General features: G+C 57.1%; 16 protein-coding genes. 3 read left to right on the forward strand and 13 right to left on the reverse strand.

Annotated features, from left to right (window positions below; all coding sequences use genetic code 11):
• Positions 1–522 precede the first annotated feature (522 nt).
• Positions 523–1,113 (reverse strand): endonuclease domain-containing protein, encoded by a 591-nt coding sequence (locus tag LBW89_RS13040; RefSeq protein ID WP_225039308.1) that lies wholly within the window; start codon positions 1,111–1,113, stop codon positions 523–525.
• A 530-nt stretch (positions 1,114–1,643) separates the two neighbouring features.
• Between LBW89_RS13040 and LBW89_RS13045 the strand changes: the two genes are divergently transcribed.
• Entirely contained in the window at positions 1,644–3,053 is a 1,410-nt protein-coding gene (locus tag LBW89_RS13045) for a CynX/NimT family MFS transporter (RefSeq protein ID WP_225039309.1), read from the forward strand.
• A gap of 94 nt (positions 3,054–3,147) precedes the next feature.
• Here the strand turns inward: LBW89_RS13045 and LBW89_RS13050 are convergent, their stop codons facing one another.
• The 11 genes from LBW89_RS13050 to argC all read right to left on the reverse strand — a co-directional run bounded on the left by LBW89_RS13050 (position 3,148) and on the right by argC (position 16,867).
• Positions 3,148–3,840: a DUF342 domain-containing protein gene (locus tag LBW89_RS13050; protein ID WP_148452843.1), complete on the reverse strand. Its 693-nt coding sequence runs from the start codon at positions 3,838–3,840 to the stop codon at positions 3,148–3,150.
• Between the two features lie 33 nt (positions 3,841–3,873).
• A complete protein-coding gene (locus tag LBW89_RS13055; RefSeq protein ID WP_225039310.1) occupies positions 3,874–4,599 on the reverse strand; it encodes a hypothetical protein in 726 nt (241 codons plus the stop codon).
• The gene (locus LBW89_RS13060) at positions 4,596–5,240 is read right to left on the reverse strand and encodes a YhbD family protein (RefSeq protein WP_225039311.1); all 645 of its coding nucleotides are present in this window, start codon (positions 5,238–5,240) and stop codon (positions 4,596–4,598) included. The genes LBW89_RS13055 and LBW89_RS13060 overlap by 4 nt, the downstream gene beginning before the upstream one ends.
• 593 nt (positions 5,241–5,833) lie before the next feature.
• The gene (locus tag LBW89_RS13065; protein ID WP_225039312.1) at positions 5,834–7,834 is read right to left on the reverse strand and encodes a methyl-accepting chemotaxis protein; all 2,001 of its coding nucleotides are present in this window, start codon (positions 7,832–7,834) and stop codon (positions 5,834–5,836) included.
• Positions 7,835–8,140: 306 nt separating this feature from the next.
• Complete coding sequence (gene argH, locus LBW89_RS13070; RefSeq protein WP_148452851.1) at positions 8,141–9,556, reverse strand: argininosuccinate lyase; 1,416 nt, start codon at positions 9,554–9,556, stop codon at positions 8,141–8,143.
• 355 nt (positions 9,557–9,911) lie between these two features.
• Positions 9,912–11,147: an argininosuccinate synthase gene (locus LBW89_RS13075; protein ID WP_148452853.1), complete on the reverse strand. Its 1,236-nt coding sequence runs from the start codon at positions 11,145–11,147 to the stop codon at positions 9,912–9,914.
• A gap of 18 nt (positions 11,148–11,165) precedes the next feature.
• A complete protein-coding gene (gene argF, locus LBW89_RS13080) occupies positions 11,166–12,119 on the reverse strand; it encodes an ornithine carbamoyltransferase (protein WP_148452855.1) in 954 nt (317 codons plus the stop codon).
• Positions 12,116–13,318, reverse strand: a complete 1,203-nt coding sequence (locus tag LBW89_RS13085) for an acetylornithine transaminase (protein ID WP_148452857.1) — start codon at positions 13,316–13,318, stop codon at positions 12,116–12,118. Before LBW89_RS13085 ends, argF begins: the two co-directional genes overlap by 4 nt.
• A gap of 32 nt (positions 13,319–13,350) precedes the next feature.
• Complete coding sequence (argB, locus tag LBW89_RS13090) at positions 13,351–14,124, reverse strand: acetylglutamate kinase (RefSeq protein WP_225039365.1); 774 nt, start codon at positions 14,122–14,124, stop codon at positions 13,351–13,353.
• A 399-nt stretch (positions 14,125–14,523) separates the two neighbouring features.
• Entirely contained in the window at positions 14,524–15,759 is a 1,236-nt protein-coding gene (gene argJ, locus LBW89_RS13095) for a bifunctional glutamate N-acetyltransferase/amino-acid acetyltransferase ArgJ (protein WP_148452859.1), read from the reverse strand.
• Between the two features lie 61 nt (positions 15,760–15,820).
• On the reverse strand, positions 15,821–16,867 hold the full coding sequence (gene argC, locus LBW89_RS13100) for an N-acetyl-gamma-glutamyl-phosphate reductase (protein ID WP_148452861.1): 1,047 nt from the start codon (positions 16,865–16,867) through the stop codon (positions 15,821–15,823).
• A gap of 285 nt (positions 16,868–17,152) precedes the next feature.
• On the opposite strand from argC, the gene LBW89_RS13105 reads away from it, so the two are divergent.
• Together LBW89_RS13105 and LBW89_RS13110 are read left to right on the forward strand one after the other, a co-directional pair.
• Positions 17,153–18,103: a hypothetical protein gene (locus tag LBW89_RS13105; protein WP_148452863.1), complete on the forward strand. Its 951-nt coding sequence runs from the start codon at positions 17,153–17,155 to the stop codon at positions 18,101–18,103.
• 24 nt (positions 18,104–18,127) lie between these two features.
• Positions 18,128–19,618, forward strand: a complete 1,491-nt coding sequence (locus LBW89_RS13110) for a zinc ribbon domain-containing protein (RefSeq protein ID WP_148452865.1) — start codon at positions 18,128–18,130, stop codon at positions 19,616–19,618.
• A 217-nt stretch (positions 19,619–19,835) separates the two neighbouring features.
• Here the strand turns inward: LBW89_RS13110 and LBW89_RS13115 are convergent, their stop codons facing one another.
• Positions 19,836–20,240 (reverse strand): hypothetical protein, encoded by a 405-nt coding sequence (locus LBW89_RS13115; RefSeq protein WP_148452867.1) that lies wholly within the window; start codon positions 20,238–20,240, stop codon positions 19,836–19,838.
• Positions 20,241–20,262: the final 22 nt, after the last annotated feature.

Genomic DNA, 20,262 nt, shown 5'->3' on the forward strand with positions numbered 1-20,262 from the left:
CGCCGCTCGCCCGCGCTTCCCTCGCGCCCGCCCGCATTAGCGGCATTTTGAGGCGCTATTCCGGCCCGATTCGGCTTTTCGGGCAAAATAGCGGTCAAAAGGGCGCTTATTTTACTGGTACGGGCCCCGAAACCGGCTTTCGGCCCGTTTTTTCCAAAAATAAGGCCTCTTGCGACCGCTATTTCCCTCCATTGAGCCGATTTCGACAAAATAGCGCCCCAAAAGGCGCTTATTCCCCCGACCGCCTCCTTCCGAGGGGGAGGCCATCGCTCGGAGGGCGATACCGGCGACGCTCCCGCTGAGCGCAGCGAGACGATGCTCCCGCCGGGTACGGCGCAGGCGATGCGCCCACCAAGCGCGGTCCGCAGCGCGGTGAAGACGCCCGCAGGCAAGGCCAGTCGCCCGAGGCAAGCCCCCCCGGCCCTGCCCGAGGACGGCGTTGGCGCTCCGCGCTTCCCTTAGCCGCCACTCGCCCGCCCGCGTTCCCCCTTGCCGCTCCCCGCCCCCCTCTCCTGCCCCGTCTCAAAGAGTGAGATCCCGCCCAGCCGAGCTCAGCCGGTATGAGCGAATTCGCTCATTGCCGCTGTGGGGCACGATCCATTTTTTGCGGGCCAGGTCGTACAGTACCGCCCTTGTCTTCTTTTCGCCAATCCCCATGCGCTGCCTGACCTCCCCGGGCGTTAAAGGGCCCCCGTTCCTCAAGAACAGCCGGATGACCTCCTTTTCCAGCCAGTCCGCCTCCGCCGCCGCGTTTTCTTCACCGAGCCAGCGCCCGAGAAGCTGCTGGATTTTCTGCTGGCAGTAGCGGGGACCCTCTTTGACGTCGTCAAAGGAGAACCGCAACACCTTCCAGCCATCGATCATCAAATCGTTCTGTCTCCGACAATGGTCGGAAAACTGGATACGACTGACATTCCTCCAATGAGGGCCGTAACCGTCAATTTCGATGGCCAGTTTCAATGGACCGCGAATGTACGCAAAATCGAGAAACCTGTATCCATCCTTAAAATCACTCACCTCGTATTCCGGATGGAGGTGCTGAAAATGTCCGAAAGCGGGCCACCATACCGCCTCCAAAAACCATTTTTCCGCATAGCCATGCCCTTCCAGCAATCTTCTCGCACGTTCCCCCTCCCTCACTGCCAAGTGTTCTTTTATAATTTTCGTGCGCCTCAGTGAAACCCATGCTTGTTCCCTCCTTTTCTACTTACTTAGGAAAAATGTCTATCGCTGGACTATCAGAGCAAAGCAGATCGATCACGGTTAGCGGCGATTTTTGACGCAATGGATTCATAAGCTCATGAAAACGCAAAAACGCCCTCTGCCCGGAGTTTATCTCCAAGGCAAAAGACGTGTGCTTCACGACTCTGTTCTGACTCTGTTCTGACTCTGCTCTAATATGAATTGGCCGTCTCAGCTATAGATTGACTATGTCAGCTTCAACCTGATTTTACCATTAATTGTACCACAATCGTCCCTCGGAATTCCATAAGTTCTGCCGTTTCCAGCCGGCCAGGGAACCCGGAAAAGAACGGGACTCCTATTGATTAATTTTCTTCTCGTGTGGTAAGGTAAACCCACCTGATTTCCGACGGCTTCGGCTCGGGACCCAGCAGAATTACACAGAAAGGATTCATTGCATAATGAAGTCTAATTCAACGATTTCCGATCTCCTGCAAAAAGAGGAGTCCAATTCGACAAATAACGCGGCAGCCTCAGCTTCTCCTACGACGATCGATTCGATTGCCGAGTCGACACCGGATACAGCGGCCGGGTCAGCAGTCGGGTCAGCGCCCAACTCAACGGCCGGGGCAGCGGCCCAGTCGGCGCCCGACCCGGCGCCCAAGCCCGCGCCGGGCGGCCTCTCGCGCGGCACCGGGACGGCGCTGGCGGTCGCGGCCATTCTGCTTACGGCTGCGACGCTGCGCTCGCCGATCACGGGCGTGGGGCCGCTGATCGGCGAGATCCAGAGCAGCACCGGCCTGTCGCACACCCTGTCGGGTATGCTGACCACGCTGCCGCTGCTCGCCTTCGCCGTATTCGCCCTGGCCGCGCCGCGGCTGGCGGCGCGCTGGGGCAGCGAACCGACGCTGCTCTTTTGCATGATCATCATGACCGGAGGGATCCTGCTTCGTTCCCTGCCGTCAGTTCCCGCCCTGTTCGGCGGTACCGCGCTGGTCGGCAGCGCGATCGCCGTCGCCAACGTGCTGATCCCCGGCGTGATCAAGCGGGATTTCCCGCTGCGGATCGGTCTGATGACGTCGCTGTACACGTCTTTCATGAACATGTGGTCCGCCATTTCCTCGGGCGTCAGCATGCCGCTGGCCCGGACCTTTTTGGGATGGCGCGGGGCGCTCGGCTTCTGGATTCTGCTCTCGGCGGCAACCGCCCTCGTCTGGATCCCGCTCGTACGCCGCTACGCCGCCAACCGGAAGAGTGCAGGCGCAGGGGCCGGGGCTGGCTACCGGAAATCCGGAGCGGTCTGGCGCTCCCCGGTCGCTTGGCAGGTGACCTTGTTCATGGGCCTGCAATCGGTCATGTTCTATATCGGCATCTCCTGGCTGCCGGAAATTTTGCATGAACGGGGGATGAGCATGGACCAAGCCGGGTGGATGCTTTCCATCATGCAGCTGCTCAGCATGGTCGGCTCTTTTACCATGCCGTTGATCGCGGCGCGGACCCAAAGCCAAAAATGGCTGGCCGCCGCTTCCTCCGCCCTGTTCCTCGCCGGTTTCGCCGGCGTATGGCTCGGTCCCGCGTCATGGGCCATGCTGTTCATCATGCTGATCGGCCTCGGCTGCGGCACGACCTTCAGCCTGGTCATCATGTTCTTCGGGCTCCGTGCCCGCTCCGCCGATCAGGCCGCCGAACTGTCCGGGATGGCCCAGTCGATCGGCTATCTGCTTGCCGCGGTCGGGCCGACGCTGTTCGGCTTTCTCCACGACCAAAGCGGCGGATGGACGGTCCCGCTCGCAACGATTACCTCGCTATCCCTGCTTACCATCGTGATGGGTTATGCGGCCGGACGAAAGGGTCATGTCGATCCCGCCTAATTTGTAACGCAAGGCATCATCACAGCCAAAAAAACGCCGCAATCCTCGCGTCTTTCGCAATAAGACGGGGATTCCGGCGTTTTTTTCAAGAAAATTAGGTTTCGCTGTGCCACACACTCCGCACCACTTCGGAACGGGAATCCTGATGGAACCCGGTGCGGTATTCCACGAGTTCAATCCTGCAGTTCGGACCGATCGTGACCTGCCCGCCCCGGACCGTTTGGGCTATCGTGTTTTCCAAGTAGACGTGATCTCCCTCAATGACGTTCGCCACGAGCTCCGGGGATTCCCTGTAAGGCAGCCAGAGCACCCATTTATGCGTAGCATGAAGCTTGACCTCTACCCGGCCTCCGACGATCTCGCCGATGGCGCTTCTGCCCAGCAAACGGATATCGACATGCTCGGCATTCAACATCCCCTCGCTTTGGAGCGATCCCTTCAAATGAAACTGTTCTCCCTGGATCCCGGCCTTTACCGTGCATCCCCCAAAAATATGGATCTCTTCTCCGGTAAGTGCGCCTTTTATATCCAAGTCCCCGGTTACGCGGATACGGGCGGACTCCAACGAGCCTTTTACCGCGAGGTTGCCCGTCGTCTTCAGTTCCCCGCTTTGCAAGCTTCCGTCCACATCGGCGTTCCCGGTACATTTAAAGGAACGGCAATCCACATCCCCGCCAATCTCCACGTCCCCGGTGATGCTTACGTTTCGGAATGCGCCTCCGTTCGCCGTGCTGTTGCCGACCAGCTTCATATCCGCCTGCTGCGGTTCACGGGTGGATTCATACATCTTCCCATCCTCCTTTGATGAATAAACCGATGATTAAAGCTGCACCGCTTTTCCTACCGAAGCCTTGGGATCCGCCTCATAAGCGTGCCTGTATTCGACGACGCCGATTTCGCAGCCCGGACCGATCCGCACCCGGTTGCCGCGCACCACATCCGCCTTCGTATCTTCAAGCACGATATCGTCGCCTTCGATCACGTCCGCCGTCAGACGTATGGCCAGGGAAGACGTGAACAGCCCGAGCAGTTTGCGGGACCCCTTCTTCGCCGCTACCCGGATCCGTTCCCCGCCGATCTCCCGGGCCTGGCAAGCTGCCGCCATTTTAAGTTCCAGCGTTCCCGCGTTCAGCATCCCGCCGACTTGAAAGCCGCCGTACACCTGCACGGTCTCAAATTCAACATTCCCGGACGACTTCAGACTGCCGTCGATCTCGAGAGTGTCCCCGGCAGCGCCGCCTCCGATCCGCAGCATTCCGTTAATATCCATCCGCTCCGAGCGAACGTCTCCATCCACCTTAAGCATACCGTCCACCCGCAAACGCCCGCTTCCCACCTTGCCGCCGACCGAGCTGTTGCCATTGATCCGGATCTCGCCGCCCTGAATCGAATGCTTCGTCTTTAAGCTGCCGTTCACCGTCAGCAAGTCGCAAACCGTATCCCCGTTTAAAGTTCCGATGCCGTCGATGTTGACTTTTCCGTAGGTTCCGCCGGCGGCCTGCCCCAGACCATTGATCTTCAAATCCCTAACGAGTTGTTCGCTCACGAACCTTCACTCCCGTTCATTCTTAATTTCAATTCTTCAGTGCACGCCGGCATGGACAGTCTTGCTACCGTTTTAACCTCGCTGTCCAGATAAACTTCGCCATCGCCCGGCACCAGCAGAAAAGCCGCCACCCCCATCTTCCGGGTCAGCCGGATTCCGCATTCCCTGCCGGTTTTTTCGGGAAAATTGGCCTCCAGCGTTCGGATCAGGAGTCGGCCTTCATCCAAAGAAATATCCCCGCTGCGCAATAGCTTATCGAGCACATAAATTATTAGTATTTTTTCAAAGCCGAGAATAGGCTGTTGTACCGAATCCATGGTCTCCAGATACAAATTTATCGAAACGGATGACACAATGTTTCGTTCCAATATTTCTCCAACACTCATGCTGCTTTCTCCCGGACTGGGAGAAAACATATCCGCCAGCGCATCCAACGACAGATCGTCCTTCATGTTCAGAATCCGGTCGATGCGCTGCAGGATCTTTTCCCGCGGAAAAAACGTCTCTTGCCCCGTAAAGGAAGATTTGCGAATAAACCACTGTTCGGGGATGAGGTTTTTCCGCTTCCAGCGGTACAGCTGACCGTAAGAGATTCCAGTGACGTCAAGCAGTTCCTTTTTTGAGATCAGTTCCTCCGTCATCACCAAACTCCTTTCTTGCTTTTTTAATGTAACATAACATTGTTACGTTGTAAATGAGCAGACCTCGTCATTTTCTGACGGAGTGCGATTACTACTAGGTGCCCCTTCAGACAACCTTGATAACATAGAATTCCTGCATATCTGCATGCTTTTTTCCTGTTTGGACTCAAAATTTCAAAATCCCTGCAAATCTGCAGGAATTTTCGACGAAACCGGCTCGTTTCTCTAAAATCGCTGGAAATTCCTGCAGATTTGCATCTTTTTCTACAATCCCCTCGCGGATCGGCCTAAATACCTGCAGATTTGCATTTTTTTGGAGTTTTAAAGCTTGGAAGCACACTAGGCGTTCTTTGTAGGTGACATATCACTTCGATTAGCCATTAAGCCACCTTTTCCTTTCGTTATACATAGCAGCTTGAACACTCCTATGATAACGAGCCCATCAGTGTTTTTGCTATAAGCATCACTACAACACCCGCAGGTGGTTTCTTGTTTTGTACGCTTCGCGAGCTGAACTAGCTAAAGCCACTAAAAAAAGCGCGCCGGCCGGATCCCACGCAGGGTTCCGGGCAGCACGCTTTTCATTCTAATATCTATTCCAGCTTAAAATGATCGATTTTGGAGTGCATGTCCGCCGCCATCCGGGCCAAGCCGTCCGATGCCGAGGAGATCTCCTCCATCGATGCCAACTGCTCCTGCGTCGCCGCCGTTACGCTCTGGAAGGATTCCAGACTTCTCGAAGAGGTTTCGGCCATTTGGGTCACCGACGCGGCGATTTCATCGGCGCTGGCCGACATTTGCTCCGTAATCGCGGAGACCTCGTGGATCTGTTCGGCGATTTGCTTCGTCGAAGCTTCGATTTGCAGGAACGCGGTCCGCGCCTCCTCCGTAACGGAAATGCCGCGCTCGACGCTTTCGTTCACCTCACGGTTCATCACTTCGTAGGCTTTGGCCGTCAAGCCCGTCATCTGCCCGATGCTGTCTTGAATCTGCTCGGCCGTTACCCGGGACTGTTCCGCCAGTTTGCGCACTTCGCCCGCCACGACCGCAAAGCCTCGGCCGTCCTCACCCGCCCGGGCCGCTTCAATCGCGGCATTCAGGGCCAGCAGGTTCGTCTGGTTGGCGATCTCGGAAATGGCGCTGCTCATGCCGGCCACTTGAGCGCTCAACTCATTCATCTGATGCATTAATTCCGACGACACCCGCGTGGAGCGCCGGATTTCTTCCATCTGCTCGCTTACATGGCTCACTTTCTCGCTGCCGAATCTTACGTCCTCCTCGGTATGGCGCGAGGATTCTACGATGTTGCCCGACGCCTCCGCGATCTTGCGGATACCCATCGACATTTCCTCCATCGTCTTTGCGCTTTCCACGGACATGGCCGCCTGCCTTTCAGCATCCTCGGACGTCTCCTGCACCAGGTTGACCACATGCTCGACCGCTTTGGAGTTCTGTTCCGTCCCGGCCGTCAACTCCTCGCTTGAAGCGGCTACCTGGCTGGACAGCTCCGAAATTCCCAGGACCATGGTGCGGATCGAGCCGACCATCTCGTTGTAGTTCCCCGCCAACTGCCCGATTTCGTCGCGGCGTTTGGTGATGACCTTTTCATTCAGATAACCTTCGCCCACCCGTTTCGCCGAAAGATTCAGCGCTTCGATCGGACGGGTGATGCTGCGGATCACGAAGAACAGAACCACGCCGGCCACCAGCAGGGATACGGCCAAGACGATCAGCGAAGTCCAGAAAATCGGCATCGACGCTTCGGTAAACTCGTTGGTCTCCAGCACCCCGACGATCTTGAATCGGGTCAACTCGTTCGTCGTATAGTAACTGCTTTGCGGTTCTCCCGTCACCGGACTGGTATACCGCATAAAGCCGGACTTCCCGGCCAGAATTTTGGCCACCTGGTCCCCGGTGGCAGGTTCTCCGCTCTTTACGGTCGGATCGGCCACGATTTTGCCCGCCGCGTCCATGATGTAGACATAACCTTTGTTGCCTAACCGCAAGCTGGCCACCTTTTTGTTCAGCTCCGCCATGTTCAGGGACAACGTGATCGCCCCCTGACCATCCGGCAGAGCCCGGCTGATGAACAGATTGTAGTTGCCGGTCGTCGCCGACGTGAACGGATCGAGAATCACCGTCTCATTCGGCGCGGCGAGCGCCTTCTTGAACCAGTCCCGCTCCCGCGGATCATATTCCTGCGCGCCGGGATCCGGCGCTTTCATCCAGGCTCCCGTCTGCGTCCCTACGGTTAGCAGCTCAAGCTCGGGATGCTTCTCCATAAAAAGCTCGATATGCTTGCGCAGCTCCGGGGATTTATCGTTGATCTGCTGCGAGGTTATTTCCATCACAAGCTGCTCGACGTTCCGAACCTCCGCCTCCACGATTTGGCCTAGCAGATCGTTCATCAAGTTAACGCTCGATTGGGTGCTTTGGTCCATCTTGGAACGCAATTGTCCGCTAGCGCTGGTCAAGCTGGAAACAGCGATCACCAGGTTCGGGATGATCAGCGTTATCGCAAACAACAGCAGCATTCGGTTTCGCAGCGTGCGCACTTCAAGAAGGCTCCTCATACGCTTAAATAGGGTCTTCATATTTTTCCTCCCTCAATAAAGTAGCTTTGTTTTTATGTATCTTCCGGATGAATTGCAGGCCGTTAAGTCGGTGTAAGTCTACGGATGTAAAAAAATCCATCATGATACCGCGGCGGTCGGCCTTAGCTTACTCACCTGACATTGACAGTGAGCGATATAACATTTATTTCGACAAAAAGTGACTATCTTTTTATATATTTTTGAAAATAAAAATGAAAATTTTATTTTTACTTTCATCATGAAACTAAAAAAACAGCCTCCGTCAGCAGCAAGGCTGCAAAACGAAGGCTGTCTCCCGCCTCACGGTTATTTGCTTTTCTCCATATAGGACCGGACCCATTCGCCCGTATCCGCCAGCTTCGTTTCGGCCCGGGCAATCGCGGCCGCCACTTGGCCGGAGGCCGTTCCGCCGTATACGTTGCGCGCGTTGACGACCGTTTCGGGCTTAAGCACTTCGTAAATCGTTTCGTCGAACAACGGCGAAAACTGTTTAAACTCTTCCAGCGACAGATCCAGCAAAAACTTTTCGTTCTGTATGCAATACAGCACCGTTTTGCCGATCACCTCATGCGCCTGCCGGAACGGCAGACCTTTGCCCGCCAGAAAATCGGCGATGTCCGTCGCATTGGAGAAGTCCTTGTTCACCGCTTCGCGCATCCGGTCTCCGTTCACCTTCATGGTAGCGATCATCGGGGCGAACAGCCGCAGCGCTCCCTGCAAGGTAGCCACCGTATCGAACATGCCTTCCTTGTCTTCCTGCATATCCTTGTTGTAGGCCAGCGGCAGCGACTTCAACACGGTGAGCAGACCCATCAGGTTGCCGTAAACCCTGCCCGCTTTGCCGCGCACGAGTTCCGGTACGTCCGGATTCTTCTTCTGCGGCATAATGGAACTGCCCGTGCAGAAGGCGTCATCGAGTTCGACGAACCGGAATTCGGTGCTGCTCCACAGGACCAGCTCCTCGCTGAGCCGCGACAGATGCATCATCAAGATGGAGGCGTCGGCCAAAAACTCGAGGATAAAGTCCCGGTCGCTGACCGCGTCCAAACTGTTTTCGTAGACCGCGTCAAAATTCAGCTGCTCCGCCACGAAATGACGGTCGATCGGAAACGTCGTTCCCGCCAGCGCTCCGGCCCCCAAAGGCAGCACGTTTATGCGCTTGTAGCTGTCCTGCAGCCGCTCGATATCCCGCTGGAACATGGACACGTAAGCCATCAAATGATGGGCGAACAAGATCGGCTGCGCCCGCTGCAGGTGCGTATACCCAGGGACGATCGTATCCTGGTTCGCCTTGGCCTGTCCGATTAACGCCTCCTGAAGATCATGGAGCAGTCCCACGAATTCGACGACCCGTTTGCGCAAGTACAGGTGCATATCCGTGGCCACCTGGTCGTTACGGCTTCGGCCGGTATGCAGCTTGCCTCCGACCGAGCCGACCTCGTCGATCAACTGCTTCTCGATGTTCATATGAATGTCTTCGTCCGAAACGGAATACTCCAGCTCGCCTCGACGGATTTTGTTCAGGACGGCATGGAGGCCATCCTTGATTTTGTCCACATCGTCCGCCGGAAGGATGCCGCATTTGCCCAGCATCGTCACGTGCGCGAGACTTCCTTGCACGTCCTCCTCCGCCAGCGCCTTGTCAAATCCGATCGAAGCGGTATATTCCTCCACCAGACGGTTCGTTTGCTTCGTAAAACGTCCACCCCACAGCTTGCTCACCTGATCCACTCCTTAGTTCTAAACGCTCTGAAAAACGTCCCTATGAAAAAACTTGGTTTATCGCATTGATAAACGTTCACGTTCCATAAATGCTCTATAAACGCTCCATCGCTGTTTGAGCACATAAGCACATATAGGTTGAACTCCAATTAAAGGGAATTCTTCCCGTTAATTCGGTGCCTATGCGGCTGCAAAAGCAAATTAACGGGAAAACCTCCCGCTAATTCGCCTGGAATTATATATATCGGCCATTGGACCGCAAAATAGATGGATCTTTTCCCGCTAAATCCGATCGACGGGCCAAGACCCGTACATTAACGGGAGGTTTTCCCGTTACTTACCATAGACCATCCATCTATTGCTTGTTCTGCTCGACGCCCGACCCCACTTTTAAACGCAGCGCGTTCAGCCGGATAAATCCGGTCGCGTCGCCCTGATCGTAAGCTTGCGTCGGATCGGCTTCCATCGTCGCGATGTCCGGATTGTACAAGCTGACCGGACTCTTCACGCCGGCCGCGATGATATTGCCCTTGTACAGCTTGACGCGTACGGTGCCCGTCACGTTCTTCTGGCTTTCGGTAACCAGTGCCTGGAGGGCAAGCCGTTCCGGGGCGAACCAGAACCCGTTGTATACGAGCGTACTGTAACGGGTAATCAAACTGTCGCGCAGGTTCATCACCTCGCGGTCCATCGTCAGCGACTCCATTTTGCGGTGGGCCGTGAACAGAATCGTGCCGCCCGGCGTCTCGTATACGCCCCGGCTCTTCATGCCGACGAAGCGGTTCTCCACCATATCGACGCGTCCGATCCCGTGCTTGCCGCCCAGTTCATTCAACTTCTCCATGACGCGGAGCGGATCCAGCCGCTCGCCGTTCAGCGCGACGCAGTTGCCCTGCTCGAATTCCAGCTCCAGGTATTCCGGCTGGTCCGGCGCATCCTCCGGGGAGGCGCTGAGCAGGAACATTTCCTTGTTCTCCGGCGCCGACGGGTCAAACCAAGGATCCTCCAATACGCCGCTTTCGTAACTGATATGCAGCAGGTTGCGGTCCATCGAGTACGGCTTGGCGGCCGAGGCGGTCACCGGGATGCCGTTCGCTTCGGCGTAGGCGATCATTTCCGCGCGGCCCGGGAAACGGTCGCGGAACTCGCTGAGCCGCCAGGGAGCGATTACGGCGATTTCCGGCGCCAGCGCCGCCGCCGCGAGCTCGAAGCGCACCTGATCGTTACCCTTGCCCGTAGCGCCGTGAGCGATCGCCGCCGCGCCTTCGGCCCGCGCGATCTCCACCATCCGCTTCGCGATCAGCGGACGGGCGATGCTCGTGCCGAGCAGATACTGCCCCTCGTAGAGCGCCCCGGCCTGGAACATCGGGTAGATGAAGTCCTTGGCGAACTCCTCGCGAAGGTCATCGATGTACACTTTGGAAGCTCCGGTGGCCAGCGCTTTTTCCTCCAACCCGTCCAGCTCTTCCTTCTGTCCGATATCCGCCGTAAAGGCGATGATTTCCGCGTCGTATGTCTCTTTTAACCATTTCAAAATAACCGACGTATCCAGGCCGCCCGAATACGCCAATACGATTTTTTCTTTTGCCATGATCGTTAGTATCCTCCCTTATCCCATTAAAGCCGCCATCAGCGCTTTTTGCGCATGCAGCCTGTTCTCCGCTTGGTCAAAAATAATCGAATGCTCGCCGTCGATGACGCCCTCGCTGACTTCCTCGCCGCGATGCGCCGGCAGACAGTGCATAAACAAATAATCCGGCTTCGCGTACGCGGCGAGTTCCTCATCCACCTGGTAGGACGCGAACGCCGCTTCCCGGGCTTTCTGCTCCTCTTCAAATCCCATGCTGGCCCAGACATCGGTGTAAATCACATCGGCGTCCTTCACCGCCTCCCGGGGATCGCGCAGCACCTCGATAACCGCGCCCGTCGCTTGGGCGATATCCCGCGCGGACGCCACCACTTGCGGATCCGGCTCATACCCTTCCGGGCCCGCCACCGATACGTGCACGCCGAGCTTGGCTCCGCCGATCATGAGCGAGTGCGCCATATTGTTGCCGTCGCCGATATAAGCCAGCTTAAGCCCCTTCAGCGTGCCCTTATGCTCATAGATCGTCTGGTAGTCCGCCAGCACCTGGCACGGATGAGCCAGATCGCTCAGCCCGTTAATCACGGGAACCGTGGAATAACGCGCCAAATCCACCACTTTATCATGGCCGAAGGTACGGATCATAATCCCGTCCAGGTAGCGGGACATGACGCCCGCCGTATCGGCGATCGTCTCGCCGCGGCCCAACTGGATATCGTTCTTGCTCAAAAAGAGCGCATGGCCGCCAAGCTGGTACATTCCGACTTCGAAAGACACGCGGGTACGGGTCGACGATTTTTCAAAGATCAGCCCGATCGTTTTCCCCTTGAGCGGCTGGTAAGCCTCACCGCGCTTCTGCTTGGCTTTGATTTCGATCGCCAGATCGATCAAGTATTGAATCTCCTCGGTGGAGTAATCATCCAGCTCCAAAAAGTCGCGTCCGGTAAGATTGAATTTTTTCTGTTCCGTCAGGCTCATAACTTCATTTCCTCCTTTACGGCATCCTTGGCGGCATGGTCGGCGATGAGGCCCGTCAGCGTTTCGACCGCCTGGTCGATCTCCTCGCGGGTCACGAGCAAATTCGGCAAAAGCCGGATAACGTTCGGACCGGCGGTCACGAACAGCAGCTTGTTTTGCTGCCCCGCGGTCACAATCTCTCCGACCGGTCCGGCACACTCGATGCCGATGATCAGGCCGAGGCCGCGAATGTCCCGCACGAACGGTTGGTCCGCCAAGGCCACGCGCAGTTGCTCCATCAAATAGGCGCTCGCCTCCGCCGCCCGTTCCGGCACGCGCTCCTCACGCATCGTCTCGATCGTGGCGATCACCGCCGCCGCGGAAACCGGGTTGCCGCCGAAGGTCGAGGCATGCGTCCCCGGCGTGAACGCTTCGCGCAGGAAGTCCTTCGCCAGCATCGCGCCGGCCGGCAGTCCGCTGGCAATCCCCTTGGCCGTGGTGAAAATATCCGGCTCGACGTCGTACTGCTGATGCGCAAACCAGGTGCCGGTCCGGCCCATACCGGTCTGCACCTCGTCAAGGATCAGCAGCAGCCCCTCCTGTTTGCAGAGCGCCGCAAGCTCCTGAACAAACCCGCGCTCCACCGGGTACACGCCGCCCTCGGCCTGCACCAGTTCCAGCATGACGGCCGCCGTCTTCGGCCCGATCGCCGAACGGAGCGCGTCCAAATCATGCAGAGGCACCGTTTTGAAGCCTTCCGGCAGCGGAAGGAACCCGTCCTTCACTTTCTGCTGGCCGGTGGCGGTCAGCGTGGCCAGGGTCCGGCCGTGGAAGGACTGCTCGAACGTAATGATTTCATAGCGGTCCGCGCCCTTCACCTTCTGATGGTAGCGGCGGGCCAGCTTGATGGCCGCTTCGTTCGCTTCCGCGCCGCTGTTGCAGAAAAAGACCGCATCCGCGCAGCTGACTTCCGTCAGCAGCCGCGCCGCTTTTTCCTGCTGGGGAATGTGAAACAGGTTCGAAATATGCCACAGCTCGTCGAGCTGGGCTTTCACCTTCTCTTTGACTTTCTCCGGGGCGTGCCCCAGATTGGTGACGGCCAGGCCGCTCATGAAGTCCAGGTACCGGTTGCCTTGATCGTCCCAGACCCAGCTTCCGTGCCCTTTGACCAGATTCAGCGGATAGCGGGCATAGGTCGTAAACAGCACGCTTTGCGTCATTTTCCCATCTCCTCTACATTAAACGATTTCTTTTACTGCATGCGCAATATCTTCGTGCCGATCGCCTCTCCGGCCAACACCTTGCCCAGCACGCCGGGGACGCTGCCGTCGACAATGACCACCTCGTTCACTTTGCCGCTGATGCAGGCCACGGCCGCCCGAACTTTCGGAATCATGCCGCCGTAAATTTCTCCGGTAAGAATCATATCTTCAATCTGCTGCACGGTCACTGTCGGCAGGACTCTTTTTTCCCCGTTCACCGTCTTCATAATACCCGGCACATCCGTCACCACGATCATCCGCTGCACGCCGAGCACCGATGCGACGGCGCCCGCCGCCGTATCCGCGTTGATGTTGTAGCGCTGTCCTTCGCGGTCCATGCCCACCGGAGCGATAACCGGAATATAACCCAGCTTCTGCACCCCTTCAATCAGCTCGGCATTGACGCCGGTAACGTCGCCGACCCGTCCGACTTCCGCGGCGTTCACGACCGGCTTCGCCTGAATCAGGCCGCCGTCCACGCCGGACAACCCGACCGCCTTTCCGCCCGCCTGCCCGATCCGGCGGACGATCTTTTTGTTGATGCTGCCCGCAAGCACCATCTCCACCACATCGAGCACCTCTTCGGAGGTATAGCGAAGTCCGTTCACAAAGCGCGATTCAATCCCCAGTTTGCCCAGGTTCTCGGAGATCGCCGGCCCGCCGCCATGGACGATCACGGGCTGAATCCCGTCCTCCTGAAGTCCGGCCAAGTCCTTGTAAAACGAATCCGGCAACTCCTCCAGCGTGCTGCCCCCGCATTTCATGACAAACGTCCGCTTCACGGCAATCCCCGGCGCTCCGGCGGATAATTGGCCGCCTTCCAGTACGATTCTCACTCCCGTTCTCCCCTCTCTGCGTTCACTGAACCGCTCACTGAACCGCTCAGCAACATCGAATTCCTGCATATCTGCAGGTTTTTCCCTGTAAGAAGCCATAAATCTCAAAATTCCTGCAATGGTGCAGGAGCTTACATCGAAATCGGCGCGATTATCAAAAAGCGTCCGAAATACCTGCGGATTTGCAGCTTTTTTCGCATACCCCTCATGGATCGGCCAGAATTCCTGCAGATTAGCATCTTTTCATGCTACGACCTCTCTGATGGGCACCCGTTGGGCACCAGATGGCACCAAACCAACCTGCCATTTCATTTATCTTTCGTCGGCTTATGTCCGATAAGCCGCATTGATTCGCACATAGTCGTAAGTCAAATCGCAGCCCCAAGCCGTCGCGCGGCCGCCGCCCCCGTGCAGGTCGACATGGATCGCAACCGTGTCGCCCTGGAGGTAAGCCAGCGCCTCTTCCTCGTCGAAAGGAATCGGGCGCGAGCCGGCCAAAACGACGATGTCGCCCAGCCGGATATCCACGGTATCCGGATTCACCGGCTCCCCGGCGCGGCCGACCGCCGCGATGATGCGGCCCCAGTTGGCGTCGGCCCCGAAAACGGCCGACTTCACCAGGCTGGAGCCGACGATCGTCTTGGCGATGGCGCGCGCGGAAGCATCGGTGACGGCGCCTTCCACCGTCACTTCGACCAGGCGCGTGGCGCCTTCGCCGTCGCGGGCGATCGCCTGTGCCAGCGTCTGGCACACGTGGCGGAACCCGGCCGCAAAGGCCTCCCAGTCGGGATGGCCCGGCGCCAGCTCCCGGTTGCCCGCGAGCCCGCTGGCCATCGCGACCAGCATGTCGTTCGTGCTCGTATCCCCGTCGACCGTGATCATGTTGAACGTCACGTCGGTGGTGGTGCCGAGCAGGCTTTGCAGCGCCTGCGGCTCGACGGCGGCATCGGTCGTCACGAAGGCGAGCATCGTCGCCATGTTCGGATGAATCATGCCCGAGCCCTTCGCCGCCCCGGCGATCCGCACCTCGCGGCCGTCCACCGCCAGGCTCACGCACACCTCCTTCTTCACGAGGTCGGTGGTGAGAATCGCCTGGCAGAACTGCTCGGCGCCGTCGTCGCCGCCGGACAGCACGCCCGGCAAGCCGGCGATGCCGCCTTCGACGCGGTCCATCGGCAGCAGTTCGCCGATGACGCCCGTGGAGGCGACGGCGACTTCGTGCTCGGCGAGCCCGAAGGCCGCGGCCGCCGCGGCGCGCATGGCGTAGGCATCGGCCTCGCCCTGCTGCCCGGTGCAGGCGTTGGCGTTGCCGCTGTTGACGACGACGGCTTTCAGCCGCCGCCCGCCGGACGCGAGACTCTCGCGCGTCACTTTCAGCGGGGCGGCCTGGAACACGTTCGTCGTATAGACGGCCGCCGCCACCGCGGGCACCTCGCACACAATCGCGCCGAGATCGTTGCGCGTCGTTTTCTTAAGACCGCAATGCAGGCCGCCGGCCCGAAACCCTTTCGGCGAAGTAACGGAACCCTCCGGCGCCACGCTAAACAAACTAACTACTCCCATGACGTTCTCCTTTCGTATTGCCACCTCAATCTTTTTTATATGAAACGTTTTATAGAGCGATTTACGGATACACCGGACTGAGCTGAAGGCCCAATGTCTCGTCCCAGCCCATCATCAGGTTCAGATTTTGGATCGCCTGCCCGGCGGCTCCTTTGACGACATTATCGATGACCGAGATGATCGTCAAACGCCCGGTGCGCGGGTCGGCGGCGAAGCCGATATCGCAATAGTTGGAACCGAACACCTCTTTGGTCGCCGGCCACTTCCCGGATTCCCTGATGCGGACGAACGGCTTTCCTTCGTAATATTGACGATATAGTTCGACGAGATTTTCCTCGGTATAAGTTCCTTTTAAACCGGCGTATATCGTACTCATGATGCCCCGGGTCATCGGTGTCAGATGGGTGGTGAACGTCACGGTCACCGCTTCTCCCGCCACCTCCGACAGGCATTGTTCAATCTCCGGAATATGCTGATGCTTGTTGACTTTATACACTTTCAGATTCTCGTTGATTTCCGCGTAATGCGTTATCAGGCTGGTGCCCCGCCCCGCGCCGGAAACGCCCGACTTGGCGTCGATAATGATCGAGCCGGGATCGATCCAGCCCTCGCGCAGAACCGGTATCAAGCCCAACAGCGTGGCTGTGGGATAACAGCCGGGATTGGAGATCAACTCCGCCCCTTTGACCTGGGCCCCATTGACTTCGGACAGGCCGTAGACCGCTTTTTCCAGCAGCCCCGCTTCGGGGGCCTCATGTTTATACCATGTCTCGTATACCGCACCATCCTTGATCCGGAAGTCGCCCGACAGATCGATTACCCTAAGCCCGGCGGCCAACAGCTGCGGAACCAGTTTCCCGCTTACGCCGGAAGGAGTGGCGGTGAACACCACGTCGGCTTTTTCGGCGATTTCGCGCGGATCGACACCGTCCAAAGGCCGGGTAACGAGGTTGGACAGATGCGGAAACCCTTCCGTGATCGGCGCTCCCGCGCTTGATGCGGAGATGACCGAAGCGATTTCCACCCGCGGATGTCCCAATAAAAAACGAATCAGTTCCACACCGCCATACCCCGTGGAACCGACAATGGCAACTTTAATTTTCTCCATGCTCACCTTCCGCCTCTCTTTCTCCTCCCAAGGACGCTTGGAATATCGGAATCGGAATGTATCCCTTTATTCGTAAGTACGTATTATTATACATTCATATTTATATATATACAACGATAAATTTTCATGACATGTCAGCCTTTTTCATGACACTTCCATTTTTTGGTTTGTATTCTTTGCGCCTTGCCACTATCCTGAATTAAGTGCCTGTTATACCTTGAGGAGGTAGAAATACATATGATTTGTATGCAATGTGGTCAAATTTATGAAAAGGGAAAATTTTGCGTGAAATGCGGAAGTCCCCTGGCGAAGGAACCGGGGCCGTCCGCGGAACCTCAGTCGGCGGCCGCCTCGGAGACCGGGGGTGCCGTCACCTTTACGTTCCCGTCCGCTTCTTCTGCCGCATCCGGCTTGGACAACCCTGACCGGGAACCGGAGACAGCCGCTCCAAACGCTCCAAAGGAATCGGCTACTCAACCTTCCCCCGCTTTCGGCGCGAATCCGGCACCGAACGTGAACCCGACAACTCACGGGGAGCCGGCTCCCGGAGGACATCGGGCCGCCCCGTCCGATTCTTCGGACATTCCCGCGCTGCCGTCGATGGCCAAGGGCTGGGAACAGGTGAAAAAGAGCCAGGTCGTCCAACAGGGAACGGTGATCAGCAAACAGTATTTCGCCTATTATTTGAAGGCGTTGAAGAATCCGTTCGACACGGCCGTTAAACTGGACAAGTCCCATTTTACCAACGGGATGCTGACGATCGTCCTTACCTCGCTGCTGCTTCCGCTCGTGTTCTATTTTACGAGCCTGCAGAACGCTTATTTTCATCTCCCGTTTTTCCGCGGCGTGATCAAACCGTTTCTGCTAATTCTGATCGCCCTGCTTCTGACCAGCGGGATCGTGTTTGGACTCATCCGACTGGCGCGTGTCGCCAGCGACTATATGTCCGTCACCACCAAGCTCGGGACCCTGCTCGTTCCGGCGACCGCTTCCCTGGTGCTGTGTATTGTCAGCGTGATTCTGGAACTCAATCCAAACGTGCCGCTGTTCTTTTTTCTGGTCGCCCTGACGTTCATCTTCACGGCGATTACGGCGGCCCTTCTGGGCAGCCGCAAAGCATCGGCCGGCGGTTTGGATCCGCTGTACGGCGCCGTCGTCGCCTGCATCGCGTTCGGCTATATCCTCTTCAAGTTTGCCGACTTCGGGAGTAACGCGTTTATGGGCGGCATCCTATAACGGAATTTCGGAGGGAATTCGTTTATGGTGAACTACTGTAGTGAATGCGGCGTAAAGCTTGAAGCGGAGTCGCGATTTTGTCATGAATGCGGTACTTTGGTGGAAGACCCTGACCTGGCGGAGGCGGTTCCCGCCGCCGAACCCGCCGGAACGGAAGCTGTGAACCTCCAGAACCAAGCGGCGCCCTCGGGCATCTCTTGGTTGAGGCAGCACAAGTGGGCAGCTTATGGCTTCCTGGCACTCCTGCTTGTGCTCGGCGGTTTGTATTCCGCGGGCGCCTATTTTACCGATGGCAACCGGATCGTGTCCCGGTTCGAACAAGTCGTCAAAAAGGGCGACGCCGCTGCGCTCGCCTCCCTGCTTCAGCCGGGGGACAAAGCGTTGATCGTCAACAAAGATACCGCCCTGCCGCTTCTGAATTACCTCAATAAAGACGAGTTTGCCCGCGCCTTCCTGGTGGAAGAACTGCGGGATCAAGTGGCGAGGGCCAAAAAGGCTAACAAGGCTGACAAGTCTGACAAGGGCAAGGAGGAGTTTACCGCCTCTGAGGGACTTGGCAACAGCATCATTCAAGTGAAGAAGTCGGGGAAAGCGCTGTGGCTGTTCGATCATTATTCCCTAGTCGTGACGCCTATTTATCCCTATGTCGACACGACCTACGAGGGAACCGAAATTTCGGTCGACGGCAAGGCAATCGCAACTTCCGACGACGAGTATTTCGGCGAGGAACTCGGCCCCCTTATGCCGGGCACCCATGACATGACGGCCAAATACGTTGGCAAGTATGCGACGCTCGAAACGAAGGAGACCGTTACCTTCGGCGATGCGCTCAAATATTATGAGGTCGACCTGGACCTGGAAGGCAGCTATATTAACGTGGCGTCCGATGAACGGGATGTCGCTATTTTCATCGATGGCAAGGATACCGGATTGACCACCGGCAGTTTCGAAGATATCGGCCCGCTCCTGCTGGACGGAAGCAGCGAGGTGTATGGACAGAAAGAGTATCCTTGGGGCGTCGTACAAAGTGAAAAGCTCCCCATCAAGAACACTTACATCCGGGTAGAGCTCGAACCGGAAAACGAGGCGTTCCGGACCACCGTTCAGACCGCCGCAAAGACGTTTTTTCAAGAGATGATCACGGCCCTAAATACACAGGACACCTCCAAGGCGGCTCATATGTCGGAACCGGTCAAACAGTCTATTGACACGTTGATCCAGGAACTGAAAGCACAAAAAGCCGTTTACAACGGAAAAGTGAATAAGATCGCGTTTGATATGGACAGCATCAAGCTGTCGGACTGGGGCGGGGAGTATAAAGCTACGGTTAACATGATGGTCGATTTAACCGAATCCGTCCACCTTTCGGTCGACCCTTCGTCCAAAACGACCGAAGATACCAGCATCAAACAGACGCTGGAGCTGACCTATTTGGAGCAGAGACAGTGGATCGTAACGGACTTCTATGACGCCTATTCCTTTAACGGGGCGAATACGGAGGAAATCTTGCTGTAATTAGAAAAAAGGTGCGGGTTTGAAAGGAAAATTCCTTTTAACCCGCACTAGGTTGCATCAAACCCGGCGCCGCATCCCCACGCCACTCCGCCTTTTTGAGGCGGTTGCGGCATTTGATTCGGGGACGCTGTTTCGGCCCAAACCGAAAGCGCGCGTCCATATCGCAAACCAAAATTCCTGCAAATCTGCAGGAATTTTTCGTCGTTTGGAGCCCGAATTATAAAATTCCTGCAAAAGTGCAGGGATTTTCGTCAGAAAAGTGCCCATATCGCGAATCTTCCAAAAATTCCTGCACTATCGCATCTTTTTGCTTGAAGACCGGCAAAAGCCCCGTGAAATTCCTGCACTTCTGCATCTTTTTGTTAGTTTCGACGCTCTGGCAGTTGCGCATCCACCGGTTGCAGCGGCAGTCAGTCCGAGCAGCGCCTGCCACAGTCCGGCTTGCGGCCGCTACGCCTTCTGCTGGTATCTGCAGCAGTTCTAGCAGCTTCTCTGGCGGCCGGCATCCACCAATTGCAACGGCAGTCAGTCTGAGCAGCGCCTGCCACAGTCCGGCCCTGGCAGCTGCGCCTTCTGCCAGTATCTGCGGCTGTCCGAGCGGCATCTCTGACAGCTGCAGCATCTGCTGGCCACGGCTTCTGCCC

Source organism: Paenibacillus sp. alder61, from assembly GCF_020179875.1.
Classification (GTDB): Bacteria; Bacillota; Bacilli; order Paenibacillales; family Paenibacillaceae; genus Fontibacillus; species Fontibacillus faecis.